The sequence below is a fragment of the Nocardiopsis prasina DSM 43845 genome, from assembly GCF_000341265.1.
Taxonomy (GTDB): Bacteria; Actinomycetota; Actinomycetes; order Streptosporangiales; family Streptosporangiaceae; genus Nocardiopsis; species Nocardiopsis prasina.
In genome coordinates this window covers 71,019-94,875 of the sequence record NZ_ANAE01000079.1, presented here as the reverse complement: position 1 = coordinate 94,875, position 23,857 = coordinate 71,019, and the positions used below count along the sequence as shown (strand labels likewise).

Annotated in this window: 21 protein-coding genes and 1 tRNA gene; 9 read left to right on the top strand and 13 right to left on the bottom strand. The window is 70.5% G+C overall.

Annotated features, from left to right (window positions below; genetic code table 11):
- Positions 1 to 109: 109 nt before the first annotated feature.
- Positions 110 to 194, top strand: a tRNA-Leu gene (locus tag D452_RS0104055).
- A gap of 119 nt (positions 195 to 313) precedes the next feature.
- Here the strand turns inward: D452_RS0104055 and D452_RS0104050 are convergent.
- Entirely contained in the window at positions 314 to 1,051 is a 738-nt protein-coding gene (locus tag D452_RS0104050) for a hypothetical protein (RefSeq protein WP_017542874.1), read from the bottom strand.
- Positions 1,052 to 1,629: 578 nt separating this feature from the next.
- Between D452_RS0104050 and D452_RS0104045 the strand changes: the two genes are divergently transcribed.
- Positions 1,630 to 2,271 carry a hypothetical protein gene (locus D452_RS0104045; RefSeq protein ID WP_017542872.1) on the top strand — a complete coding sequence of 214 codons (642 nt, stop codon included), beginning with the start codon at positions 1,630 to 1,632 and terminating at the stop codon, positions 2,269 to 2,271.
- A gap of 71 nt (positions 2,272 to 2,342) precedes the next feature.
- On the opposite strand, the gene D452_RS0104040 is transcribed toward D452_RS0104045, so the two are convergent.
- The 4 genes from D452_RS0104040 to D452_RS0104025 form a co-directional block, all read right to left on the bottom strand.
- Positions 2,343 to 2,945: a hypothetical protein gene (locus D452_RS0104040; protein WP_239646319.1), complete on the bottom strand. Its 603-nt coding sequence runs from the start codon at positions 2,943 to 2,945 to the stop codon at positions 2,343 to 2,345.
- A gap of 208 nt (positions 2,946 to 3,153) precedes the next feature.
- A complete protein-coding gene (locus tag D452_RS0104035) occupies positions 3,154 to 4,200 on the bottom strand; it encodes a pyridoxal phosphate-dependent aminotransferase (protein WP_017542870.1) in 1,047 nt (348 codons plus the stop codon).
- The gene (locus D452_RS0104030; protein ID WP_083927448.1) at positions 4,197 to 5,246 is read right to left on the bottom strand and encodes a 2-ketoarginine methyltransferase; all 1,050 of its coding nucleotides are present in this window, start codon (positions 5,244 to 5,246) and stop codon (positions 4,197 to 4,199) included. Before D452_RS0104030 ends, D452_RS0104035 begins: the two co-directional genes overlap by 4 nt.
- Positions 5,247 to 5,298: 52 nt before the next feature.
- Positions 5,299 to 5,931 (bottom strand): LysE family translocator, encoded by a 633-nt coding sequence (locus D452_RS0104025; RefSeq protein ID WP_017542868.1) that lies wholly within the window; start codon positions 5,929 to 5,931, stop codon positions 5,299 to 5,301.
- A 649-nt stretch (positions 5,932 to 6,580) separates the two neighbouring features.
- On the opposite strand from D452_RS0104025, the gene D452_RS0104020 reads away from it, so the two are divergent.
- Genes D452_RS0104020 through D452_RS0104005 form a run of 4 tightly spaced genes read left to right on the top strand, consistent with a single transcriptional unit; the run spans position 6,581 to position 9,821 of the window.
- On the top strand, positions 6,581 to 7,849 hold the full coding sequence (locus D452_RS0104020) for a beta-ketoacyl-[acyl-carrier-protein] synthase family protein (protein ID WP_017542867.1): 1,269 nt from the start codon (positions 6,581 to 6,583) through the stop codon (positions 7,847 to 7,849).
- Positions 7,846 to 9,057, top strand: coding sequence for a beta-ketoacyl synthase N-terminal-like domain-containing protein (locus D452_RS0104015; RefSeq protein WP_017542866.1), 1,212 nt, complete (start codon positions 7,846 to 7,848; stop codon positions 9,055 to 9,057). The genes D452_RS0104020 and D452_RS0104015 overlap by 4 nt, the downstream gene beginning before the upstream one ends.
- A 24-nt stretch (positions 9,058 to 9,081) precedes the next feature.
- Positions 9,082 to 9,342 carry an acyl carrier protein gene (locus D452_RS0104010; protein ID WP_017542865.1) on the top strand — a complete coding sequence of 87 codons (261 nt, stop codon included), beginning with the start codon at positions 9,082 to 9,084 and terminating at the stop codon, positions 9,340 to 9,342.
- Between the two features lie 5 nt (positions 9,343 to 9,347).
- Entirely contained in the window at positions 9,348 to 9,821 is a 474-nt protein-coding gene (locus tag D452_RS0104005; RefSeq protein WP_026128950.1) for an SRPBCC family protein, read from the top strand.
- Between the two features lie 163 nt (positions 9,822 to 9,984).
- Here D452_RS0104005 and D452_RS0104000 read toward each other — a convergent pair whose 3' ends face one another.
- From D452_RS0104000 to D452_RS0103965, 8 genes are all read right to left on the bottom strand, one after another.
- Positions 9,985 to 11,256, bottom strand: a complete 1,272-nt coding sequence (locus D452_RS0104000) for a Gfo/Idh/MocA family protein (RefSeq protein WP_239646318.1) — start codon at positions 11,254 to 11,256, stop codon at positions 9,985 to 9,987.
- 85 nt (positions 11,257 to 11,341) lie between these two features.
- Positions 11,342 to 12,322 carry an ABC transporter permease gene (locus D452_RS0103995; RefSeq protein WP_017542862.1) on the bottom strand — a complete coding sequence of 327 codons (981 nt, stop codon included), beginning with the start codon at positions 12,320 to 12,322 and terminating at the stop codon, positions 11,342 to 11,344.
- The gene (locus D452_RS0103990) at positions 12,319 to 13,335 is read right to left on the bottom strand and encodes an ABC transporter permease (protein WP_017542861.1); all 1,017 of its coding nucleotides are present in this window, start codon (positions 13,333 to 13,335) and stop codon (positions 12,319 to 12,321) included. The genes D452_RS0103995 and D452_RS0103990 overlap by 4 nt, the downstream gene beginning before the upstream one ends.
- Positions 13,332 to 14,999: a sugar ABC transporter ATP-binding protein gene (locus D452_RS27660; RefSeq protein WP_040693065.1), complete on the bottom strand. Its 1,668-nt coding sequence runs from the start codon at positions 14,997 to 14,999 to the stop codon at positions 13,332 to 13,334. The genes D452_RS0103990 and D452_RS27660 overlap by 4 nt, the downstream gene beginning before the upstream one ends.
- Positions 15,000 to 15,068: 69 nt before the next feature.
- Entirely contained in the window at positions 15,069 to 16,142 is a 1,074-nt protein-coding gene (locus D452_RS0103980) for a substrate-binding domain-containing protein (RefSeq protein WP_239646317.1), read from the bottom strand.
- Positions 16,143 to 16,385: 243 nt separating this feature from the next.
- Positions 16,386 to 17,327 (bottom strand): ArsA family ATPase, encoded by a 942-nt coding sequence (locus D452_RS0103975; RefSeq protein ID WP_026128949.1) that lies wholly within the window; start codon positions 17,325 to 17,327, stop codon positions 16,386 to 16,388.
- On the bottom strand, positions 17,318 to 17,599 hold the full coding sequence (locus D452_RS0103970) for a cory-CC-star protein (RefSeq protein ID WP_017542857.1): 282 nt from the start codon (positions 17,597 to 17,599) through the stop codon (positions 17,318 to 17,320). Before D452_RS0103970 ends, D452_RS0103975 begins: the two co-directional genes overlap by 10 nt.
- 4 nt (positions 17,600 to 17,603) lie before the next feature.
- Positions 17,604 to 19,376, bottom strand: coding sequence for a carbon starvation CstA family protein (locus D452_RS0103965; protein ID WP_026128948.1), 1,773 nt, complete (start codon positions 19,374 to 19,376; stop codon positions 17,604 to 17,606).
- A 151-nt stretch (positions 19,377 to 19,527) separates the two neighbouring features.
- Between D452_RS0103965 and D452_RS0103960 the strand changes: the two genes are divergently transcribed.
- From D452_RS0103960 to D452_RS0103950, 3 genes are all read left to right on the top strand, one after another.
- On the top strand, positions 19,528 to 20,334 hold the full coding sequence (locus tag D452_RS0103960; RefSeq protein ID WP_026128947.1) for a hypothetical protein: 807 nt from the start codon (positions 19,528 to 19,530) through the stop codon (positions 20,332 to 20,334).
- A gap of 88 nt (positions 20,335 to 20,422) precedes the next feature.
- Positions 20,423 to 21,421 carry a small ribosomal subunit Rsm22 family protein gene (locus D452_RS0103955; RefSeq protein ID WP_017542854.1) on the top strand — a complete coding sequence of 333 codons (999 nt, stop codon included), beginning with the start codon at positions 20,423 to 20,425 and terminating at the stop codon, positions 21,419 to 21,421.
- A 64-nt stretch (positions 21,422 to 21,485) separates the two neighbouring features.
- Positions 21,486 to 23,843, top strand: a complete 2,358-nt coding sequence (locus tag D452_RS0103950; RefSeq protein WP_017542853.1) for a serine/threonine-protein kinase — start codon at positions 21,486 to 21,488, stop codon at positions 23,841 to 23,843.
- The last annotated feature ends 14 nt before the right edge of the window (positions 23,844 to 23,857 follow it).

Below are 23,857 nucleotides of genomic sequence, written 5' to 3'. Positions count from 1 at the left end.
GTTGTCCTAGACCCTGTCACGATCACCCCCCGCCGGAAAACTGGTTCGGACTCCCCCAGACCTTTGCTATGGTTAAACCTGTTCGGAGCGACACACGCCGAACAACCCGGTCCGGGTGGCGGAATAGGTAGACGCGCTAGCTTGAGGTGCTAGTGGCCGTTAAGGCTGTGGGGGTTCAAGTCCCCCCTCGGACACAAAGGAAGGCCCTGCGTAGCGGGGCCTTTTTTCGTATTCCAGACGGGCGCCCACCGGCCTCACTCGCCGCGAGGGCGATGGGCGCCGCGTCCGAGGAGGTCCCCCGTACGGAGAGCTCCTAGTACTCGGTGATCGACGTGGCGATCCCGTCGACGACCTCGACCTCGGCCAGGACCGGGTTCCCGCTCGCGACGGTGGCGTCGAACTCGTCGAAGTCACACGTCACGAGGCCGGTGTCGGGGTCCTGCACACCGTCGGCGCAGGCGTGGATGCCAGCGTGGATCACGGTGTCCTCCGACACGAAGAACGCGGTGTCCTCGACGACGTACTCGCCCGGGGCGACGTAGTCCAGGCCGCCCGCCAGGGCGCCGGTGAACCCGCCGGACTCCTCCGGGGCCTCGGGGCCCTCCGGCTCACCGGGCTCGTGGTGGCTGTCGTTGTCGTACTCGGTGATCGACTCCGCGTTCCCGTTCTCGTCCACCATGGCCTGGACGAAGACACGCGTCTCCCCCTGGGCCGCGGCCTCGAACGACTCCAGGTCGCACTCCACGATCCCGAAGGCGTTCTCGTCGAGACCGTTCTCGGCGGGGCAGACGTGGTGACCGCCCAGGTAGCGCGTCTCCTCGGTGACGAAGAAGGCCTGCCCGTCGATGATGAACTTGCCCGGGGCGAGGTACTCCAGCTCGCCGTTCCGGGGCTCCGTCACCACCGCGGCACCGGAGTCGTCACCCGCCTGGGACGAACCGACCGACGACACCGTGTCGATCACTTCCCCCGAGGAACACGCCGAAGAGCCGACGACCACCAGACCGGAGGTCGCGAGGGCCAGGACGGTGGTACGGAAACTGCGCTTCATGCGATTCCTTTCTCCCCAGTGGAGGAGGTTCCTGCTAACAGGATGTTTGTTCTGTCGCGTTCGGGGTACTTTATGAAATTCTCTTTCGAAGCACGCTCGACGGGGGATGGTGCGGCGCTTCGAAAACCCCGGAGGAAACGAGACGCCGGGAGGCTCGGCCGCGCCGATGGGCACTGGGAGGCGCCTCGACCTCCACCTTCGCCCCTTCGACGCCGGAAGAGACCGCACCGGGGAGGACCTCGTCGACGCGCGCCCGAGATTCGGTGCATAATTCGCGCGCCAACATTTTTCGCCCTTTCTCCCGTGCCGCGCGGGCCACTCCCGCCTTCGCTCCGCCTGTGTCTGCGGTTCCTTTATGTGCGTTCTGATGGCGGTCGGGGCTGTGGAGTTCACCCGAATATCGAGTTTTTTCGGACTCCTCGCCGAGTCTCCGGCCAGTGAGAGGAACGTGCCTGGTCAGGCAGGCGCGAGGCGATGCGTGCTGTCGCACATCGGACACTGAGCGTGTGTGCGGACCCACTCGCGGGAGGTGCGATAGTGCACGTACCCCTGCCCCTCCTTCTCTCAGGAGCACCCCCATGCACTCTGCCAACCCCCGCCCCCTTCTCCTCGTGGGGGCCGCCCTCTCACTGGCCCTGACCGCCTGCGGCGGGGACGGCGGCTCGGAAGCCGAGACCACACATGAGGTCGACACCACCGGGTTCACCTACGGCGACGTTCCCACGGAGAACCAGAAGCGGCCGGGCATCAACGAGTCCCACATGCCCCCGGAGCCCGAGCGAGGCGCTCCCAGGCACGAGATCAACGCGCACACGGCCCTGGTCAAGGTCTCCGAGATGAACTGGACCGCCGATCCCGACGCAACCTCCGAGTGCCCGGAGGTCGACCTCCACGCGGAGGTGAGCTACAGCTGCGTCGTCACCTACATGGGTGAGGAGTTCGAGTACCTGGTCGAGCTGGACGAGGAACGGAGCTCGGAGACCTATGCCGCCGAGAGCGCCCGCCTGGTCACGGGGCCGATCATCGTCGAGCAGCTGGAGCACACCATCAGGGTGTTCAGCCTCCTGCCCTACATCGACTGCGGCTTGGAGGGCGAGGTGGTGGCCGCCACCATCGACGAACACGCGAGCACCTGCGTGGCCCTGGACGGCGCGACCGGTGAGACCAAGGAGTACGAGGTCACCTACGGCCTGCTCGGCCCCAACGTCACCCCGCTCTAGGCGTACCGGGTCCCGAGGAAACGAGCAGGGGTCCGCTGACCAGCGGACCCCTGCTCGGTGTTCGGACGCGGTCAGCGGTGCGCGGCGGAGGCCGCCTTCTCCCTGCGGTCGCGCACCAGCGTGACGACGCCGATGGTCACGGTGGTGAGCAGTCCCAGAGCGGGCAGACCGATCCAGGTGAACGCCCACAGCATCTGTCGGGTGGAGGCGGTCTCGACCACGTGCATGGAGGCGACACCGAACTCGACCCCCTCATTGGTGCAGGTGATCGTGTGGGTACCCGGCTCGACGATCTCCAGGACGTGGACCAGGTTCCACTCGTCGGCGCCGTAGGAGAAACTGCTCGCCCCCCTCATCTGCACGTTGCCCGGGGTGCCGGACGGGCGGTGGACCGAGCACGCTCCACCGAACGAACGACCGAAGACCCCGAGTTCGCCCAGGTGTTCCTCACCGAGCTCCAGCTCGACGTCGAGGTTCTGGTCGACTTCGCTGATGAAGTCCGGGGCGGGGTGACGCACCCAGGGGCCGAGTGCGAGCAGGATGCCGAAGACCACCACCGTGGCCACCAGGGAGACCAGGCTCGCGATGTATCCGCCGCGCGGGCGGCGGCCGGGCGTTACCTGCGGGGCAGGCTGTACTCCAGGGGGAGGCGGGGACTGGGGAGGGAAGGACATGTCCGACATCATGTCAGTGGCCCGTGACCGCGGGCGCCGAACTCCCCGCCCGCCCACTGACGAGGACTACGCCCCACAGGGCCCTCATGGCTGGCGGAGAACGTGCCCCCTGGTGCCGGCCCGCACCGCTGCTCGGAGGTCCGGAGGGGTCCCCGGGTCGTCGACCCGGGGACCCCTCGACGTACCGACCGGCACTCGGCTCAGGGGCTCACTCCAGGGCTCGGGGCCGTGAGGAGTCCTGTCGGGTCAGCTCCGCCAGGACCCCGACCAGGAGCGCGGTCTCCTCCTCCGTGCCGACGGAGATCCGCAGCCGTCCGGGGTAGCCGAGCAGCGAGCACTCGTACACGTGGACACCGTGTTCGGCGAGCAGCCGTTCCACGCGCACGGCCTCGGCGGGGTCCGAGCACCGCGCGATGACGAAGTTGGTCTGGGTGTGCAGGACCTCGACGAACAGGCCCGAGGCGCCGAGGACGTCCACCAGGCGCTGGCGGCCCCGGATCACCTGGGAGCGGTGCCGTTCCAGGTACGCGTCGTCGGTGATCGCGGCGGCGGCCAGGTGGAGGCTGACGGCGTCCGCCGAGTAGAAGCGCTGCCGTTCCCTCAGCCGGGCGGCGAGCAGGGCAGGCGCGGCCAGGACTCCGAGCCGCAGCCCGGCGAGGCCGAGCGCCTTGGACAGGCTGCGGAAGACGCAGAGGTTGTCCCACTCCCCCAGTCGCGGGACGTATCCGCGCTCCTCGGAGAAGTCCACGTAGGTCTCGTCGACGCAGACGAGGTCGACCCGGGCGGGCAGCGCGTCCAGCCACTCGCTGGAGAGGACGGTCCCCGTGGGGTTGTTGGGCCGGGCGACGAAGACGACCCCGCGGGGTCCGACCCGGTCGGGGCCGACCGCGGGCTGACCGTCCTCCCTCAGCGGCAGCCGGGTGGTGGGCAGACCGTTGGTCTCGGGGCGGGTCCAGAAGGCGTCGAACCCGGGGACGGTGCACCACACCCGGTCGGTGAGGGAGGTGAGGAGGTCGATGGCCTCGTCGACGCCGTTGGTCAGGACCAGGCACTCCGGGCTCACGTTCCAGTGGGCGGCGATCTCCCGGCGCAGCAGGGCGCTCGCTCCCCGGGGGTAGCGGTGCAGGGTGTGCTGGAGGGCGAGCAGCCGTTCGACGACGGAGGACGGCGGCCCGACAGGGGACTCGTTGGAGCTCAGCTCCGCCGTCCTTCCCTGAACCGGGTCCCTCCCGGAGTTCGCGCGCGTCTCGATCATCGTGCTCCTCCGGCGCTCACTCGCAGGCGGTATCCGAGCAGGAAGCCCGTGGAGTCGACGCGGGGGTCGGCGGTGAGCTGCTGGGCGACCTCGGCCCCCGCCTCAGCGAAGAGTTCGTGCCAGAACGCGTCGCGTTCGAGGCGCTGCTCGGTGAGGTAGTGCACCAGGAAGTACGGGTTGTAGTACGACAGGGCCAGCCGGTGGGCCATCGCGGCGCGGTCGGCGATGCGGTTGTCGACCTCGATCACGATCCAGTGCGCGTCCGGGTGGTGGGTGAACACCTCGCGTACGAGGCCGAGCACCGCTTCCCTCCCCTGCTGTTCCAGGAGCTCCTGGAGCACGAAGGCGGAGATGAAGCACACCGGCCCGGGCCCGAGGTCGAGTTCGGGCGCGTTCTCGGCGCCGGCCACCCGCAGGCGGACGCGGTCGGCGAGGCCGCGCCGCCGCATGAGATCCTCCCCCGCGCGGACGCTCTCGGGTTCCGGGTCGACTCCGATGGCCGACAGCCCGGGCAGGAGTTCCATGAGGTCGGCCAGGGAGCTGCCGTCACCGCACCCGAGGTCGACGACGGACTCGACGTCGTCACGGACTTCCCCGAGCAGGCCGACGATCACGGGATAGGCGTCGTACTGGCTGATGCCGCAGCTGCCGACCCCGACGTCCAGGCCGGAACGGGAGGCGAAGCCCGCCCCCTGCTGGAGAGTTCGGCCGAGCTGTTCGAAGGTCTGTGAGTAGCCGCCGACGAGGAGCTTGTACCAGGAGGAGAACACGGCGGTCTCCCGTGCCTTCTCCTCCAGGGAGAAAACGCCGTCGTTCTCACTGAGGTAGCCCTCGTTGGCGAGGTAGTGCAGCACCCCCTCCAAGCGCCGCGACTGGAGGGAAAGGCTTTCCGAAAGCTCTCCCACAGTTCTGGGCTCCGCATTGAGCTCTTCGTGGAGTCCGGTTTCCATGAACTGGTGGAGCACCTGCGCCAAAACGAAGTACCTGACCGGCTGCAAAGCCTCCACCAGCCTGATCTCCAGCCCCGATTTCCTGGTTTCGGGCATGACGAATCCCTTTCACGAGAAATGCACATGGTTTCCCTGAAGCCCGGAACCGCTAACGGCCCGGGTCGACCGTGACGACGTGCAGTGCGAGCAGGACGAGCGTCAGCCCGCAGACGATCTGGACCGTCCGGTACCACACGGGTTGGTGGAGGCGTCGGAGTGCGTAGTGGGCGAAGAAGGAGAGGAACCCGAGCCAGGTCGCCACCAGGAGGCAGTCGACGAGGCTGAGCAGCATCATCGCGGGCATGGGCGCCCACCCCTGCGGAACGAACTGGGGCAGGACCGCCAGGAAGAAGAGGCCGGCTTTGGGACTCAGCAGGTCAGCGAGCAGACCCTGCCGGAACCACCTGCGCATGGACACGGGGCGGACCCGGGTGCGACCCGAGGGGGTGGGGGCCGGTTCCGGTTCGGGATCGGGGCCGTAGGCGGGAGAGCGTTCGAGGGCGGTGCGCACCCCCAGGTAGGCGAGGTAGGCGGCGCCCGCGTAGCGCAGGGCTTCGAAGGCCGCGTCCGAACGAGCCACGACGGCGGCGACCCCGACCGCCGCCGCGAACCCCCACGCGAGGGAGCCCAGGGCGGCGCCGAAGGAGGCCGAAAGGGCGGGACGCACCCCGTGCATGATGCCGTTCCTCAGGACGATCACGGTGGCGGGGCCCGGAGTGACGGTGACAATGAGCGAAAACACGACAAAAGATGCCAACGCCTGCTGAGCGTCCATACAACCCGTTTCGCGAGGATGCTCATTCGGATACGAATACAAGCTATAACGCACAGTGAGACCCAGACAAGAGGCCAAGGCACGGTTTCCGAACCGACCACCCCGGGAAGCATGTGCGAAATGTCAATGTTTCCCGCAGTTTAATGGAGCATGCCACCGCATTGAACCATTGCATTGCGCAACTTCCGGCCATTTCGGGAGATTCGGGCGGGGCCCTCGACAAAGCTGGCCAGCCAGGTGGGTCACGGCCGCGTCGCACTCGGGACGTCGATCCTTAGCGTGATATCACATGTACCGAAAGTAACCATGCGGACCGCAGTCGGACACCTTCCCGTGCCGATCCGCGCCGTCCCCCGACACCCTTCGTGTCCGCCTCCGACCACCGTCCGACGCCCGACCCCGCCCGAGGCGCGGCCCACCACATCCAGCCACCTGGCTGTCGGCCTCTGCATGCCCGAAACCGTGGAGAAGTCACCCTTGACCCTGACCAGCCGTCCTTCAGTGATCATCGGGCCAGGCGCCCCTGCGCTCGTCCCCTCCCGCCCCGTCCCCGCCACCGTCGCGGAGTCCACCACCCAGCCGCGGCACTCCGCCGCGTCGGCCCCGGGGAGGTCCCGTGAGGCGTGAGGCCGTCATCACCGGAATCGGGGTGGTCGCTCCCGGCGCGACCAACGCGACCGCCTTCTGGGACATGCTCACCGCGGGAAGGACCGCGACCCGTGGCATCACCCTGTTCGACCCGACGGGTTACCGGTCCCGGATCGCCGCCGAGGTCGACTTCGATCCCGTCGCGCTCGGACTGGAACACGAGCAGGCCGAACGCATGGACAGATACGCGCAGTTCGCGGCCGTCGCCACCGCCGAGGCGCTGGCGGACAGCGCCGTCCCCCTCACCGACGTGTCGCCCTGGCGCGTCGGCGTGAGCATGGGGACGGCGGTCGGCGCCACCTCCCAGCTGGACCGCGAGTACGCCGTGATGAGCCGTGGCGGCGCGGACTGGGTGGTCGACCCCGGGGCCGCGGGGCCGCACCTGGACCTGGCGCTGTCCCCGAGCTCTCTCTCGGGTGAGATCGCCGAGCGGGTCGGCGCGCGCGGTCCGGTCCGCACCGTGTCCACCGGCTGCACGTCCGGCCTCGACGCGGTCGGCTACGCCGCTCAGGCCATCGAGGACGACCTGGCCGACGTGGTGATCGCGGGGGCGGCCGAGTCCCCGATCTCCCCCATCGCCATGGCCTGCTTCGACGCCATCAGGGCGACGTCGGACACCAACGACGACCCCGAGCACGCGTCCCGGCCGTTCGACCGGCACCGGAACGGTTTCGTCATGGGTGAGGGGGCGGCCGTCCTGGTCCTTGAGGAGGCGTCGGCGGCCCGCCGCCGGGGCGCGCGCCTCCGCTGCCGGGTCGCGGGTTTCGCCAACCACGGCAACGCCTTCCACATGACGGGCCTGCGCCGCGAGGGTTCGGAGATGGCGCGTGCCATCACGACCGCGCTTGACCAGGCACGCTGTCCGGTCACCGACGTGGACTACGTCAACGCGCACGGTTCGGGGACCGTGCAGAACGACCGGCACGAGACCGACGCGGTCAAGCGGGCGCTGGGTGAGCACGCCCGCCGGACCCCCATGACGTCGATCAAGTCGATGGTGGGGCACTCCCTGGGGGCGATCGGCTCCATCGAACTCGCCGCCTGCGTGCTCGCCATGGACACCGGAGTGGTGCCGCCCACGGCGAACCTGACCACCCCCGACCCCGAGTGCGACCTCGACTACGTGCCCGTGACGGCGCGTGAGCGCAGGGTCGATGTGGTGCTGTCCGTGGGCAGCGGCTTCGGGGGTTTCCAGTCTGCGGTCGTCCTGGACCGAGGGAGTGAGGTGCGGTCATGAACCTGGTGATCACGGGCCTGGGTACGGTCTCCCCGGCGGGAACCGGGACCCACGACTACTGGGCCGCGCTCGTGGAGGGCCGGTCGCTCATCGCCCCGCTCTCCGACTTCGACACCGACGGCTTCCCGGTCCGTCTGGGTGGCAGGGTGCGCGGGTTCGACCCCCTCGACCACCTGGACGGCCGCTACGTCGTCCAGACCGACGCGTTCACCTGGTTCGCGATGGTCGCGGCGGAGGAGGCGCTGGAGGACTCGGGGTTCGACGTCACGGCCGATCCGTACGCCACCGGGGTACTCATCTGCTCCGGCGCGGGCGGGGCCGAGTTCGGACAGCGTGAACTGACTGCCCTGTACGGCAGTGGACCCAGCCACGTGGGCCCCTACCAGTCCATCGCGTGGTTCTACGCGGCCAGCACCGGGCAGGTGTCGATCCGGAACCAGCTCAAGGGCATGTGCGGTGTCCTGGTCACCGACGAACCGGGGATGCTCGACGCCCTGGGGCAGGCGGAGCAGGCCCTGCGCCGCGGCGGCTCGGCGATGCTGGTCGGCGCCAGCGAGTCGGCGATCGGGGCGCCCTACTCCCTGGCCTGCCAGGCGGTGTCCGGAACCCTCACCGACGGCGACGACCCCGAGTCGGTGTACCTCCCGTTCACCGAGCGGACGGTCGGCTACGTCCCGGCCGAGGGCGCGGCCGCCGCACTCGTGGAGGACCAGGAGCTGGCCAGGGCCCGCGGCGCCCGTGTGCGGGCCGTCGTCGCGGGCCAGGCGAGCACCTTCGGTTCGGTCGGGGGCCACGACCCCGGCGGTGAGGGCCTCCTGCACGCGGCCCTGGGCGCGATGCGTCGTGCGGGAGTCACCCCGGACGAGGTGGACGTGGTCTTCGCCGACGCCCTGGGGATGCCCAAGGCCGACGCCGACGAGGCCGCGGCCCTGCGTCAGCTCTTCCCCGGCGGAGTGGCCGTCACCGCTCCGAAGACGGGTTTCGGCCGGGCGCACGCCGGGGCCGGGGCGCTCGACGTGGCCGCCGCCGTCCTGAGCCTGGAACACCAGGTCATCCCGCCCACACCCCGCGTTCCCGATCCCCCCGCCGGGCTCGACCTGGTCGTCCGGGTGGCCCGGCCCGCACGCCTGCGTACCGCGCTGGTCCTGTCCCGAGGCATGGGCGGCGGCAACTCCGCGGTCGTCCTCACCAGTCCGCACCACGTCTGACACACACGAGATTCGAGGAGAACCATGGCGCAGGAAAAGATCACGTTGGAGGAGCTGGTGGAGCTGATCTCCACCAGTGCCGGGGTACGGACCGACGCGGAGACCGCGGCGGCCCGGACCTTCGAGGACCTGGGCGTCGACTCGCTCGGTGTGCTCGGCATCGTCGCCGAGATCGAGCGCAGGGTCGGCCGCAAGCTGGGCAGCGAGGCGGAGCTTTCGCCCTCTCCCACCGCCCTGACCGCGTTCGTCAACGACGACTCCCCCGCCCTTGTGGAAGGTGTGTGACCCCCATGGCAGTGAAGCTCCAGTACAGCACCCTCATCGACGCGCCCTACGACCTGGTCTGGGAGGTGACCAACGACGTGGCCAGGTGGACCGACCTCTTCCCCGGCCACGCGTCCGTGGACGTCATCCACCAGGAGGGCGACACCGTCCGCTTCCGGATCACCAAGCACCCTGACGAGCAGGGCCGCGTGATGACCTGGGTGTCGGACCGCACCATGTACCGGGACGAGGGCGAGGCCCGCGCCGTGCGCGTGGAGACCGGACCGTTCGAGTACATGCACCTGCGCTGGGTGTACGAGGACCTGCCCGAGGGCGTGCGCCTGACCTGGCACTACGAGTTCACGGCGAAGGCCGACGCACCCTACGACGACACCTGGATGAAGGCGCACTTCGACGAGAGCGCGCCGAGGGAGCTGGAGCGGGTCAGGAACACCCTGGAGGCCAGGGCCCGGGCGCTGGCGGGGGAGCCGGTCCGCTGACCGGATCGTCCCCTCGGGGCCCTCGACCGCACCGGCCGGTGACACCGCGCCGGGGTCGAGGGCCCCGATCCGTGTTTCCGGCGTCCTCTCCGGACAGGGGAGCCCGATCCCGCCCCGGCCCCCTGGGGAAGCGGGGGCCGGACGGACCGGGCGCGCACGGGGTTCAGACCCCGGCGCGCCACTTGCCAAGGGCGACGTCGGGCACGAAGGCGGCCAGCCGCTCCTGGGTGGCCGGGTCGGTGAGGTCGACCCGGCGGCCCTCCTGCGCGGACAGGTAGGCGGCCATCAGCAGGCGGGTCACGTCCCTGCCGTCGTGGAGGTCCTCGCGGGGTTGCGCCCCGTCCAGGAAGCGCTCGACCATGTGCCGGTTCTCCTCGGTGTAGCCGTAGGTCGCCGCCTCGTCGGGCACCACCGGCATGAGCCCGCCCTCGGCGTTCTGCTTCTCCACCAGGTCCTCACCGACCCCTCCGGCGACCTCTCGGCTGAGGAACACCTTCGACTCGGTGTCGAGGGTGTTGGAGGACATGGAGTACTCGGGGCCCAGGAGTTCGTAGTTGAGCCGCAGCCCCGCGCCCACGTAGCTCCACGACGTGGTGGCCTCGGCGACCACCTGGTGGCCGTCGCCGTTGACGTAGACCACGGTGGCCCTCGCGTAGTCCTCTGAGGGGCTCCTGCGGTAGTCGACCTCGGGGCCGTACCGGTTGACCAGTTCGTCCGCGTAGTGGGGGCGCGCCCACTTCAGGCAGGCGATGGTCGCCTCCACGCTCACCGGGCGCAGCCAGTCCCTGGCCTTGGTCCCCGGCGGCGTGAGGAGGTAGCGGGAGGCCTCCACGCTGTGGCACATCATGTCGTTGAGGACCCCGCCGCCCTGGTTCTCGCCCTGCCAGAACCACGCCCGGTGCGGGCCGCTGTGCTCCTCGGCGCACCGCGCCAGATAGGGGGAGCCGGACACGGAGGCACCGCGGGCCCAGACCAGTTCGTGGGCGCGCGTCACCCCGGGCGCGAAGACCTGGTTCTCCAGGTAACCGTGGAGCAGTCCGGCCCCCTCCACCAGCTTGAGGACCTCCTCGGCCTCGGCGACCGTGCGCCCCAGGGGCTTCTCGATCGCGATCCCCCGCAGTTCGGCCCGGCCGGAGGTCACCTCCTCGCAGATCGCCCGGACGGTCTCCAGCCGCACGTGGTTGGGGGTGGTCACCCACACCGCGTGCACGGCGGGGTCGCGCACCATCGCGCGCACGTCGTCGTAGCCGGTGGGGTCGCCCACACGCAGCTCCCTGGCGACGTCACCCACCTGTCGAACGGTCTCCGCCGTCCGCCCGCACACCGCCACGACGTCGGCGTCGCGCACCCCTCGGAAGGAACGGGTGTGGAAGTCGGCGATGAACCCGCTGCCGACGATGCCGACGCCGAGCCGACCGGTCACCTGTGAAGTCACGTTGGAGTCTCCCCATCGAGTTGAGCTGTACGGAGTTGGTGGTGGACGCGGCGGTGCGGGGGGTGACCGCCACGGCCGTGGGGGGTCAGGCGCGCAGGTGTCTCTGACGGCCGTAGGCGGTGAGCACGACGATCAGAACCAGGCCGAAGAGGATCTGGCGCGGCGCGTCTCCCCACTCGCCGCCTCCGATCTGCATGGTGCGCAGCAGCGCGCTCAGGACGGTCAGCAGGATGGCCCCGACGATGGTGCCGAGGTAGCCGCCGACCCCTCCGATCAGCGCGGTCCCGCCGATCACGACGGCCGCGACGCTGTTGAGCATGTAGTCGGCGCCCAGGTTCGTGTAGACGTTCTGGGAGTAGCCGAGGAGCAGCAGTCCGCCCACCCCGGCGAACAGGGAGGACAGCACGTAGGCGCTGAACCGGATCGCGGAGGGGTTGACCCCGGAGAGGTGGGCCGTGGTCCGGTTGGCGCCCACCGCGTAGAGCCGCCACCCGAACGCCGTGCGGCGCAGCAGCCAGATCACCACGACCGACAGCGCGAGCCACAGCCAGAGGACCCCGGGGATGCCGAACACCGTGTCGCCGGTGACCAGCTGGTTGAGCAGGGGCGCGGCCGACCCCTCGGGGCGGCCGCCGGTGTAGAGCCGGATGAACCCGGCCACGACCGCGATCATGCCGAGGGTCATCACCAGGGGTGGCACCCGGAACAGCAGGACGCCGATCCCGTTGACCACCCCGATCACGCAGGCCGAGCCCAGGGCCACCAGCACCGCGAAGAGGAAGCCGTCGTTGCTGCCGTCCATGAAACGGGAGGCGACGATCGCGGACAGGGTGGCCGCCGAGCCCACCGACAGGTCGATGCCCTCTCCCCCGGCGATGATCACGAGGGTCTGGCCGATGGCGATCACCCCGAGGAACGAAGCGACGGTCAGCGTGGTGACGATGTGGCCCCACGAGGCGAAGGCGGGCGAGTAGAAGCTGGCCACGACCCACAGCAGCAGGGTGACCACACCGGAGATCACCACCGGGTCCCTGGTCAGGCGGCGCGCGGTGAGGGTGGTGGTCATCTTCTGCCTCCTGATGCTCCGGACGCGGAGCCCTCGCGGGCGGTGAGGAGCCCGGCGAGCGCGATCGCCGCGATGATGACGCAGCCGTAGACGAACTCACGGGCGTTGGTGGGGACACCGGCGAAGAAGACGAGCCCCTGGATGAGGGAGAGCACCACCGCGCCCACCAGCGCCCCGCCGACCCCGCCGGAGCCGCCGCGCAGCCGGGTGCCGCCGATGACGAGCGCGGCGATCGACCCGAGGGTGAGTTCGGTGCCCAGGGTGGGGTCGCCCGCCCCGGCGTCGGCCAGCAGCGCCACCCCGGCGAGAGAGGCCACCATGCCGCCGAGGGTGTACGACAGCACGCGCACCCTCGACACCGGGACAGCTGAGGTGTAGGCGGCCTCGGCGTTGCCGCCCACCGCGTACAGGTGCTGGCCGTAGCGGGTGCCCCGCATCATCCGCCAGCTGAGGAAGAGGACCACGAGCAGCACGGCGGGGATCGGCACGTACATCGCCAGGACCATCCGGTAGGTCCCGGTGAGGATCGGGGAGACCTGGCCGCCGGGGGACGGCAGCACGAGGAGGGCCAGCCCGCCGAACACCGAACTCGTGGCGAAGGTCGCCACGATGGGTTGCAGCCGCAGGACCGCCACCACGAGGCCGTTGAACAGGCCGCAGGCGGCGCCGGTGGCGAGCCCGGCGGCCAGTGCCAGCGGCAGGCGTGCGTCGTCCCCCTGCATGAGCACCACCGACACCGCCGAGGACAGCGTGACGATGGTGCCGATGGACAGGTCGATCCCGCCCCCGAGCACGATGATGGTCTGCGCGGCCGCGATGGTGGCCAGCGGCAGGAAGGTGGCGAAGCTGGCGCTGAGGCCGTAGGGCGAGAAGAACCCGGGTTGGAGGATCGCGGAGGCCGTCACCGTGACCAGCAGGAGGAGGCCCACGGCGAGGGCCGGCATGTGTACGGACATCACGGACCGCACCGGACCCGGAAGGTCCTGTGTTCCGGTGCCCCTCAGGAGGTTCATGCTCCGCCCTCCTCGGCGTGACGCGGTTCGGGGTCGGGGAGTTCGCTCGTGTGGCCCTCGCGGGCGGCGGCGACGTCGGCGCCGGTGACGTGCATGGCGCTGGCGATCAGGGTGTCCTCGGTGAGCCGGTCACCGGACACCTCGTCCACCACCCGCCCCTCGAACATCACCAGCACGCGGTCGCAGACCTCGACCAGTTCGCGGTCGTCGCTGGAGCCCACGATCACGGCCGCCCCGGACGCGGCCAGCTCGGCCACCACGTCGAACATCTCGGCCTTGGCACCGACGTCGATGCCCTTGGCCGGGTCGTCCATCAGCACTACGGCGGGTTCGGTGGGGAACCACTTGCCGACCACGATCTTCTGCTGGTTGCCGCCGGAGAGCGTGGAGACCGGGTCGTTCAGGGAGCCGTAGCGGGTGTTGACGCGTTCGGCCACCGCACGGGCGGCCGCGACCTCGCGGCGCCTCGACAGACCCACGCCCAGGAAGGCCCGGCGGCCCACCGAGGGCAGGGCGAGGTTCTCCAGGATGGGGCGGCCCAGGGCCAGGCCCTGGGTGCCGCGGTTGCCGGGTACGTAACAGAACCCGGCCCGGACGGCCTGTTTGGGCGAGCGGGCGCGCACCGGTGTACCGTCCAGCAGGACGGTGCCACCGGTCCGGCGGGCGGCGCCGAAGAGGGCCGCCATCAGTTCGGACTGCCCCTGCCCCTGGAGTCCGCCGAGCCCCAGCACCTCACCCGCGCGGACCTTGAGGGAGACCCCGTGGAGCCGGTCACCGGTCAGGTCCCGCACCTCCAGGCGGGGTGACGTGGCGGGGTCGGTGTCCTGGTCCTTGGCCGCCGTCGCGTCCGGGGCGGTGGCGGGCCCCTCCGTGGGCGTTTCCACGGCGGGGGTCCCCGGCCCCCGGGTGCCCGACGGCGCGGCGCTCGGGCGACCCGACATCAGTTCCAGCAGTTCGGCCTCCGGGGTCCCGGCCACTGCCACCGTGGCCACGTCGGTCCCGTTGCGCATGACCGTGGCGCGGTCGCACACCGCGTAGATCTCCGCCAGCCGGTGGGTGATGAACAGGATCAGCACGCCGCGCGCACGGAGTTCGTCCACGACCTCGAAGAGCACCTCCACCTGGCCGCGCCGCAGGGAGGCGGTCGCCTCGTCCAGCACCAGCACACGGGGGTCGCGGACCAGCGCCTTGCACACCTCGACGACCTGGCGCTCCCCGGGGTCGAGGTCGCTCACGCGTTCGCGGACCGGAACCCTGCCGCCGAAGGCCGGGGCGAACCGCTCCAACCACGGCAGGGACCTGGCCAGCGCGGCGCGGCGGTCGCGCAGCCCGAACCGGGAAGGCTCCACGCCCAGCACCAGGTTGTCCAGCACGGTGAAGTCCTCGACCAGCGACAGCTCCTGGTACACGGAGCTGATCCCCGCGGTCAGGGTGTCGCGGGGGCCGCGCGGCCGGAGAGGCGCGCCGTCCAACCGCACCTGACCGGCATCCGGGCCGACCACCCCGGTGAGCACCTTCAGGAGGGTCGACTTGCCCGAACCGTTGGGCCCGAGGACGGCGTGCACCGTCCCGGAGTCGGCCTCGAAGTCGGCACCGTCCAGCGCGGTGACCCCTCCGTAGCGTTTGCGCACACCGCTCATGCGCAGAAACGTCGGTGAGTCCACGAGTTCTCTCCCTGCTCCTGTCCGTTCGCGGCCTCCGCCACGGGTGGGTACGCCCGGCTCCCGCGCGGACTACTCGAAGTAGGCGTCGGCCTCCTCCGGGGTGAGCGCGTGGTCCACGGCGTAGGCGTCGTTCTCGTCGGAGACCTCGGCGAAGCGCTCGTCGAAGGTGTCGTCGGTGATGGTCTCCGGGATGGGCAGCCAGGCGTTGTTGCCGTCGAGGCCGTCGGCGGTGAACTCCTCGCCCTGGAGCATCCGGATCACCACGTGCAGGGCCGACACCGAGACCGACGGCGGGTTGGGGACGCCAATGCTGGTGTAGTCGCCCTCCGAGCGCAGGGCGTCCCACTCGCGCATGTAGCCCACACGCGCCTCACCGGTCATGACGACGTCGTCCACGAAGCCCTCGGCCTGCAACGCGCGGAACGCGCCGAGCGCCATGCCGTCCTGGACGAACACGCCGTCGACGTCGGGGTTGCTGGCCAGCAGGTCGCGGGTGACGGTCTGGCCCTGGTTCTGGTCCCACTCGGCGTAGTCGTTGGCGACGACCTCGACCCCGGCGGCGTCGAAGACCTCGCTCGCCCCGGACCAGCGGTCCTCGTTGGCGGGGTGGCCGTCGATGCCGTTGACAGCGATGATCCGGCCGCCCTCGCCGACCTCGTCGGCCAGCCACTGGGCGGAGAGGGAGGCCCACTCGGCCTGGTCGATGACCACGTTGACGACGTTCTCGGACTCCACCGCCTGGTCGATGGCCACGATCTGGATGCCCTGCTCCGCGGCCTCGGCGAACACCTGGTCCAGAGCGGTGGGCGAGTTCGGGTTGACGATGATCGCGTCGACGTCCGAACGGATGAGGTTGCGGATCTGCTGGATCTGGCCGTTGATGTCGACGTCGGCGCTCTCCACGACCAACTGGTCGACGGTCCCTTCGGCCTCGTACTCGCCGAAGGCCGTCTCCAGCTCGGACAGCATCTGCTCGCGCCACTCGCTGCCGATGAAGCCGTTGCTGACCCCGATCGTGAACGGGCCCTCGGTCTCGCCCGATCCGCCGCCGCTCTCGGGGGTGCTGCACGCCGTGGCCAGCAGCGTTCCTGCCACGGCGACGGCGCCCAGCGCCATCGAGCCGCGCCAACGTCGCCCAAGCATGTTGCGATGCATCGTCGAACCCATCGGGGGGACCTCCATCCTGTGAGCTGAGTCACGAATCTACGCATCCTTGTGGCGACCGTCAATAACCTTTTTGATGGCAATCGACAAAAGTCTGCGATGATCCGATCTCTGTTAGCGCAAAAGGACGGAGCGTGGCCGCCGGCCCAGAGAGGTATCCGGGGAAACGGAGGACGCCCCCGGCGGTGCCGGGGGCGTCAGGGTCAGGCGGCGGAGTGCTGGTCAGCCGAGCCGGGCGACCAGGGCGCGCAGGGCCTCGGGGCCGATGGGCTCCGAGGCGCTCAGGGGAAGCTCCACCGTGCCGTGCGCGGCGAAGCGGTCCCGGACGGCACCCAGGACCTCGGGGTCCACGTCCTCCGGGACCTGGTTGACGATCACCCGGCCCAGCCGGAAGCCGGTCCGCTCGAGCTGGGCCGCGGCGCGGTCCGTCTCGGCCAGCACCATGCGGCGCGGCACCAGCACGAGCCGGACCTGGGCGTCCTCACGCAGGCGCGCGGCGGCCCGTTCCAGCTTGCGCCGACGTGCGTGCAGCTTCTCCAAGAGGGGATCGTCCGGGGCGCCGTCGCCACCGCCGCCCACCACTCCCACGGCGAAGCGATCGGCGTCCACGGCCCGCTCACGCTGGCGCACCAACCCCTGGACCCACGGGGTGAGCAGTTCGGGCAGCTCGAGCAGGCGCAGCAGATGGCCGGTGGGGGCGCTGTCCACCACGAGACGGTCCCACGTGCCGGGAACCTCCTCCATGGCGTCCATCAGCAGGTCGGCCAGAGCAGACTCGGCCATGCCCGGACCGGCGGCCGCGTGGTCCAGGTGGCGGGTGACGGCGGGCAGGATCTCCCTGGGCAGAGCGGCGCTGGCGTCGTCTCCGATCTTCTGGACCCTGCGGCGCAGGGCGGCGTCCGCGTCGGGTTCGCGGGCCCACAGGTTCTCGCAGACCCGCACCGGACGGTCTCCCAGGGGCAGGTCCAGCGCGTCGCCCAGCGAGTGCGCGGGGTCGGTGGACACCAGGAGGGTGCGCAGCCCGGCGTCAGCCAGGCCCAGCGCGTGTGCGGCGGCCATGGTCGTCTTGCCGACCCCGCCCTTGCCGCCGAAGAAGACGATGGGGGCCTCCGAGGGGTCGGGGTCCACTCGCTCACGGCGTTCTCGGCCGAACCTCAACAGCACACCCCCGGTCCGCCCAGATCGTCCCGCCCCATGCGCTGGTGCCACTCGTGCAGGTCGGCCACCATGTACGGGATGAGGTCGAGGGTCTCATAGGAGACGGGCCCCTCCACTCCCAGGGTCTCGAGGAGCAGAAGGGCCCGCAGGGTGTCCTCCTGGGTGCGCGCCTCCCTGCGCAGTTCCTGACGCCAGCGCGAGGCGAAGACCTCGTCGTGGAAGGCCTCCAGCCGTTTCCAGGCGTCACGCACGCGGGAGAGCGCACCCGTCGGGTCCACGGTGTTACTTCTCCTTCGCGTCGGGGGCGGTGCCCTCGGACGGGGCCGCCCCGGCGTCGTCGGCCTCGGGGAGCTCACCGGCCCGGCGGGCGGCGAAGGCCTTGCGCAGGGCGAGACCGGCCTCGACGACCAGCCAGATCGCCAGCGCGAAGATGACGAAGTCCAGCGGGGCCAGCAGGAACAGGTCGATCAGAGAGTCCGACTTCAGGAACGCGACCAGGTTGACGATCAGCGCCCACGAGGTCATCACCAGCAGGAAGAGCAGCGGGATGAGGATCGCCAGCGGGTTGCGCCCGCGCTTGGTCACCCACACCGCGATCACCGCGAGCGCGAGCCCGGCGGTGAGCTGGTTGGTGGTACCGAACAGCTGCCACAGGGTACCGAAGGCGAAGTCGCCCGGGATGAGCGCCAGGCACAGCGGGACGATCGAGGCGACCAGGGTGGCTGCGGTGAGGTTGCGCGCCAGCGGACGGAAGCGGACGATCTCCGCGATCTCCTGGACGATGTAGCGCTGGAGGCGCACACCGGTGTCCATGGTGGTGGCGGCGAAGCTGACCACCACGACCACCGCGAAGATGACGCCGATCTCCAGCGGGACGCCGATGTTGTTGGCGAACTGGCCGACACCCTCGACGAAGTTGCCGGTGGCACCGGCGGACGCGGAGCCGAAGTCGCTGTAGAGCCCGCGCCAGTCCGCCAGCGGGGAGGCCGAGGCGGCGACGACACCGGCGGTGCAGGCCAGGATCGAGCAGACCGCGAGCGTGCCCTCACCGGCCGCACCCAGGTAACCGACCATCCGGGAGTCGGTCTCCTTGTCGATCTGCTTGGCCGTGGTCCCCGACGCCACGAGGCTGTGGAAACCGGAGATGGCGCCGCAGGCGATGGTGACGAACAGCAGCGGGAACCAGGGCGGGGAGCCCGCGGGAACGTCACTGTTGATCACCGGGGCGACGATCGTGTCCCAGCCGACGATCACACCGAGGCCGATGACCACGAAGGCCAGCATCATCTGGTGCAGGTTGATGTAGTCGCGCGGCTGGAGCAGCATCCACACCGGGATGCGGGAGGCCACGAACGCGTACACGAACAGCAGGATGACCCACACCGTGTTGGGGGTCATCCCCATGGCCTCGGAGACGCCGGTGATGTCGATCGGGAACATCACGCCGAGCGGGATGCACACGTAGACCAGGGCCAGCGCGATGATCGACGGCACCAGAGCCGCAGTGCGCCTCTTGTAGACGATCTGACCGACCGCGATCGCCAGCGGGATCTCGATCAGCACCGGCAGCACGGCCGCCGGGTAGTTCACGAACAGGTTCGAGATGACCACCGCGAACACCGCGTTCACCATGGTCAGCAGGAAGAAGATGATCACCAGGAAGAGCGTGCGGGAACGCTTGCTGATGACCTCGCCCGCGAGGGTGCCGATGCTGCGGGCCTTGTGCCGGACCGACACCACCAAGGCGCCGAAGTCGTGCACACCCGCCGCGAAGACGGTACCGAGCAGGATCCACGCGAGCGCGGGGCCCCAGCCCCAGAAGACCGCGACGGCCGGACCGACGATGGGCGCGGCACCCGCCACCGAGATGAAGTGGTGGCTGAAAACGATGTGACGATTCGTCGGAACGAAATCGACGCCGTCCTTGTAGGTGTGCGCCGGGGTGATGTACCCGGGGTCGAGCGCGTACACCTTCTCTGTCAAATATCGCGAATAGTAACGGTAGCCAACGGCAAACACCGCCACCGACGCGAGTAGGACTAGGGCTGCGGGCATGGCCGAGGCCTACCTTTCACGCTCCGGGTCCAAGTCGTCACCGCGCCCCCTCTGTCCGTGCTCGTCACCTGGGGGGTCGCGGCCGATTCGGAGTATGGGTTAAAGTCACCAGAAATTAACATGCGGCATTCCTCACATATAAGGCCTGACCTTGACAGAACTGATCACGGTTTGGCAGCGATCCACCGTCGCCGAACTCTCCTGGACCTCGTCTTCCGGCCCTTCGGGTATTCCCGTGGTTCCACTCATGTGGCGTGACACCCCGTGTGTCGCCCTGCCCTACTCGATGGCCGGAACCGCCCTCTCGCTCAGGGGCCGGACCGTCGCCTTCAGCGTGAGCGCGCAGGACGCGGGCGGGCGTTCGGCGGTGGTCGGGACCGGCCCGGTCGAAGTGGTCGAGGACCTCGACGGCTCCGAGTTCGTGGAGCACCTGGTGGAACAGGAGGCGATCAAGCACCCGCCCACACGGCTGCGCGCGGACAGCCTGATCGCGCGCCGGGAGAACTGGTGGTGGGTGCCGCGCCTGATCGTCTCCCTGACCTCGGTCGAGGAGCAGCGCGAACTGCACCCCCGGACCCGCGCCGAGGACGCCCTGCTCGTGCGCGACCGCTCGGGCCGCCCGGAGGTCGAGGTGGTCACGGCCAAGGAGTGGTCCAGCAGCGGCGGCCTCACCCTGTGGGCGCGTGGCGGCGCCCCTCTGGAGGGAAGGGGCGAACCCGCCTTCGTGTTCGCGCACCAGTACAGCCCGGACTTCGAGCGGTGGGAGCGGTGGTCCCGCCGGGGCGCGCTCACCGGGGACACCCTCCTGGTCACCGAGTCCGAGGGCGGCCCCACCGGCGATGCCCCTTCCGGCCCCCTCAGCCCCTACGGCCTGCTGGAGCGCCTCTCCAACCACCGTTCCCTGGCCCGCACCTGCCGCTCCGCCATCGCCCAGGCCGAGTCCCGCAGGGACACCTGAGCCCTCGCGTCGCGCTCCGCTCACCGCCCGGCCCGGGTGGGGGCGGCGGATAGGATGCGCTGGTAACGGCGATCGAGAAGAAACACGCATGGGGAATCTGAACAGCGAACTCTTCGCGGCGATCGACAGCGTCGCCAGCGGGGCCAACGAACACGCGCTGGCCGCGTCGGTCCAGGAACTCATGAAGAAGTACCGGGGCAGGGTCGACCCCCAGGACCTGGTCCTGGCCTCGGACACCGACGTCGTCGCCTACGCCGCCTACCGGCTCCCCGCCACCTTCACCGCCGCTGAGGCCGCCTTCGGGACCGCCGCCGCCTCGATGCCGGGGTTCTCCCCCGCCACCCATCTGGACGTCGGCGGCGGCATGGGCGCCGCCGTGTGGGCCGCCTCCTCCGCCTGGCCGTCCCTGCGCTCCACCACCGTCCTGGAGCAGTCGGCCCCCGCCATCAGCCTGGGCAAGCGGATCGCCCGCAGGTCCACGGCTCCGGCGGTCAGCGGCTCGGTGTGGGAACGCTTCCGGCTCACCGGCGCGGTCCCGGACGGCCCGCGCGTGGACCTGGCCACCATGTCGTACGTGCTCAACGAGCTCACCCAGCAGGTCCAGGAGGAGGTCGTGCGCTCCCTGGCCAAGCGGGCCAGGACGGTCGTGCTGATCGAACCCGGCACCCCCGAGGGGTACGCACGCGTCATCTCCGCCCGCGCGCACCTCCTGGCGGAGGGGATGACCGTGGCCGCGCCCTGCCCCCACAGTGGAGCCTGCCCCATCGCTCCCGGCGACGACTGGTGCCACTTCTCCGAGCGGCTCAACCGCTCCGGCATCCAGCGCAGGCTCAAGTTCGGCACGCTGGGGTTCGAGGACGAGAAGTTCTCGTTCGTGGCCGCCACCAGCGACCCCGTGGACCGCCCCGCCAACCGCGTCCTGCGCCACCCCCAGAAGCGCAAGGGCCTGGTCTCGCTGAGCCTGTGCACCTCCGGCCCCGGGATCGAGGAACGGGTGGTGTCCAAGCGCCAGGGGCAGACCTACCGCGCGGCCCGCAAGGCCGAGTGGGGCGACGCCTGGCCGCCCCCGGAGGAACCCGGCCACTGAGGGTGCCCGGGGGCGCGTCCGTTACGCTTCGGCGAGCGCCCCCCGAGTCTGGAAACGAAGCCCTGTGGAACCGCTGCACACCGACGACCCCCGAGAGCTCGGAGACTTCCGACTGCTCCGACGCGTGGGCGAGGGCGGCATGGGCGTCGTGTTCCTCGCGGTCTCCGCCGGGGACGACCTGGCCGCGGTGAAGGTCATCCGCCCCGAGTACGCCGGGGACCGCGAGTTCCGCGCGCGCTTCGCCAGCGAGGTCGATCTGGCCCGACGGGTGCGGGGCCCCTACACCGCCCGGGTCCTGTCCGCGGACACCGACGGCCCGCGCCCCTGGCTGGCCACCGAGTACGTCCCCGGACCCTCCCTGCACGACGCGGTGCGCGACAGCGGCCCCTTCCCCGAGGACTCACTGCGGGCCCTGGCGGCGGGCCTGGCCGAGGCCCTGGCCGCCATCCACGGCGTGGGGCTGATCCACCGCGACCTCAAACCCAGCAACGTCCTGCTCTCGCCGCGCGGCCCCCAGGTGATCGACTTCGGGATCGCCCGCGCCGCCGACGCCACCCAGCTCACCCGCACCGGGCAGACCCTGGGCACGCCCGCGTTCATGTCACCTGAGCAGGCGGTGGGAGCGGTCGTCGACTCCCGCAGTGACCTGTTCTCCTTCGGCGGGCTGCTGTTGTTCACCGCCACCGGCCGCCAGCCCTTCGGCACGGGCAACGCCCCCGCGCAGCTCTACCGGGTGGTCAACGAGGAACCGGACCTGACCGGGGTGCCGGACGCCCTGCGCCCGCTGGTCACGGCGTGCCTGGCCAAGGACCCCGGCGACCGGCCGGTGCTGGGCACCGTCCTGGCCGGACTGGCCGGAACCGCGTTGCCCCGCGGCGACGACGACCCCACGGAGTGGCTGCCCGAGGCGGTCGCCACCAGGGTCCTGCGCACGGTCGCCGACACCAGGATCGTCCCGACCCTGGCCGTGACCGGTGAGCTGGCCGCGCAGGAGGCCCCGGCAGTCGTCCCGACGGTCGAAGCCTCCGGAGAGGCCCCGGAGGCGGAATCCGCCGAGGAGTCCAGGGAGTCCCGGGCCGAGGACACCGACTCGGCACCGGATCAGCCGGAGACGCCCGAACCGGGGCCCGAGCCGGACGAACCCGGGAAGGGCGCCGCGGAGGCCACACGGAGGAGCGTGTCGGGCAGCGCCGGGGCCCCCGCCTCGCCTGCGAAGGCTGCCGAGCAGGTCCCGTCCCCGGAGGAGCCCGGCTCGTGGGGACCCTGGAAGGTCGGCACCGCAGCCGTCATCGCGGTCGCCGTCGTGGCGTTGGTCGTCAACAGTGCGGAGCAGAGCGCGCCACGGGACGAAACTGTGGGGAGCGTCCAGACAAGTGAGTCCAGCGCCACTCCCACCCCGACACCGAGCCGTACCCCCAGCGAGCCGACCAGGCAGTACAGCGGTTTCAAGGACACCGTCCACCTCGGCGGGACCGGCCGCTTCGCGACGCTCTCCTCGGCGGGCGTGAACGTCTTCGAGGCGGACGAGACTCGTGCGGTCGAGCGGCTCACCAACACCGATGAGAACTTCACCTTCAGCTATTCACGGTTGGCGACCACCCCCGACGGCTCCTTCCTGGCCAGCAAGGCGGTGAAGTCCGCCAACGACGGGTCGGCCGCCATCCACGTGTGGGGCCTGGAGGATTCCGAGCGTCATGTGGTGGAGCTGCCCGACGCCGGTGACGGCGGATACTTCTCCCTCTCCCCTGACGGCGGGACTGTGTACTTCGGGGAGAACGGCCAGTCCGAGAACTCGGTGACCGCCTACCGCGTGGACGACGGCGAAGAGCTCTACAGCGTCGAGGTACCCGAGGCCACGGGCACCGGTTGGCAGGGGTCGATCCTGGACGTGGGGACCTCCCCCGACGGGGACCTGCTGGTCGCCGCCCTGGACAACGGCGTCGCGGTGTGGGACGCGGCCACAGGAGATCCGCGCCCCGACGTCCCGGAACTCCGGCGGTGGTCCCGTGAGCTCAGGGACGCGACGGAGATCAGGGGCGGGTTCGTCGTCTCCGGCACGGAGAGCGGGGTGGCGCTGTGGGACGTCCGGTCCGAGGAGGGCCCCACGACGTTCCGGCTGCCCGAACACATCCGGAGCACGAACGCCAGGGTGAGGGAGGTGTCCGTGGGCGACGGCGGGAACCTCATCCTCGCCTCGGGCCACGACGCCGGCCGAAACAGCAGCTTCCTCGTCGCCTGGGACGCGGAGGGCGAGGTCGTGGCGCAGGGCGACTCAGAGCTGGAGTACGTCTCCCTGTCGGCCTTCCCGGACGACGACAGCGTCCTCGTGACCACCTTCCCTCTGGACGGTTCGGGAGACCGGCTCACGCTTCTGGACGGGGGTCTGGAGCCCGTGGAGGAGTTCACGGTCCCGACCCGCTGATCCCCGGACGGAGC

Bases quoted from the DNA above. Each gene is read 5' to 3' on its own strand.
- D452_RS0104050 (WP_017542874.1), bottom strand. From the start codon at position 1,051: ATGAAGCGCAGTTTCCGTACCACCGTCCTGGCCCTCGCGACCTCCGGT.
- D452_RS0104045 (WP_017542872.1), top strand. From the start codon at position 1,630: ATGCACTCTGCCAACCCCCGCCCCCTTCTCCTCGTGGGGGCCGCCCTC.
- D452_RS0104040 (WP_239646319.1), bottom strand. From the start codon at position 2,945: ATGTCCTTCCCTCCCCAGTCCCCGCCTCCCCCTGGAGTACAGCCTGCC.
- D452_RS0104035 (WP_017542870.1), bottom strand. From the start codon at position 4,200: ATGATCGAGACGCGCGCGAACTCCGGGAGGGACCCGGTTCAGGGAAGG.
- D452_RS0104030 (WP_083927448.1), bottom strand. From the start codon at position 5,246: ATGCCCGAAACCAGGAAATCGGGGCTGGAGATCAGGCTGGTGGAGGCT.
- D452_RS0104015 (WP_017542866.1), top strand. From the start codon at position 7,846: ATGAACCTGGTGATCACGGGCCTGGGTACGGTCTCCCCGGCGGGAACC.
- D452_RS0104010 (WP_017542865.1), top strand. From the start codon at position 9,082: ATGGCGCAGGAAAAGATCACGTTGGAGGAGCTGGTGGAGCTGATCTCC.
- D452_RS0104005 (WP_026128950.1), top strand. From the start codon at position 9,348: ATGGCAGTGAAGCTCCAGTACAGCACCCTCATCGACGCGCCCTACGAC.
- D452_RS0103995 (WP_017542862.1), bottom strand. From the start codon at position 12,322: ATGACCACCACCCTCACCGCGCGCCGCCTGACCAGGGACCCGGTGGTG.
- D452_RS0103990 (WP_017542861.1), bottom strand. From the start codon at position 13,335: ATGAACCTCCTGAGGGGCACCGGAACACAGGACCTTCCGGGTCCGGTG.
- D452_RS0103980 (WP_239646317.1), bottom strand. From the start codon at position 16,142: ATGCTTGGGCGACGTTGGCGCGGCTCGATGGCGCTGGGCGCCGTCGCC.
- D452_RS0103965 (WP_026128948.1), bottom strand. From the start codon at position 19,376: ATGCCCGCAGCCCTAGTCCTACTCGCGTCGGTGGCGGTGTTTGCCGTT.
- D452_RS0103955 (WP_017542854.1), top strand. From the start codon at position 20,423: ATGGGGAATCTGAACAGCGAACTCTTCGCGGCGATCGACAGCGTCGCC.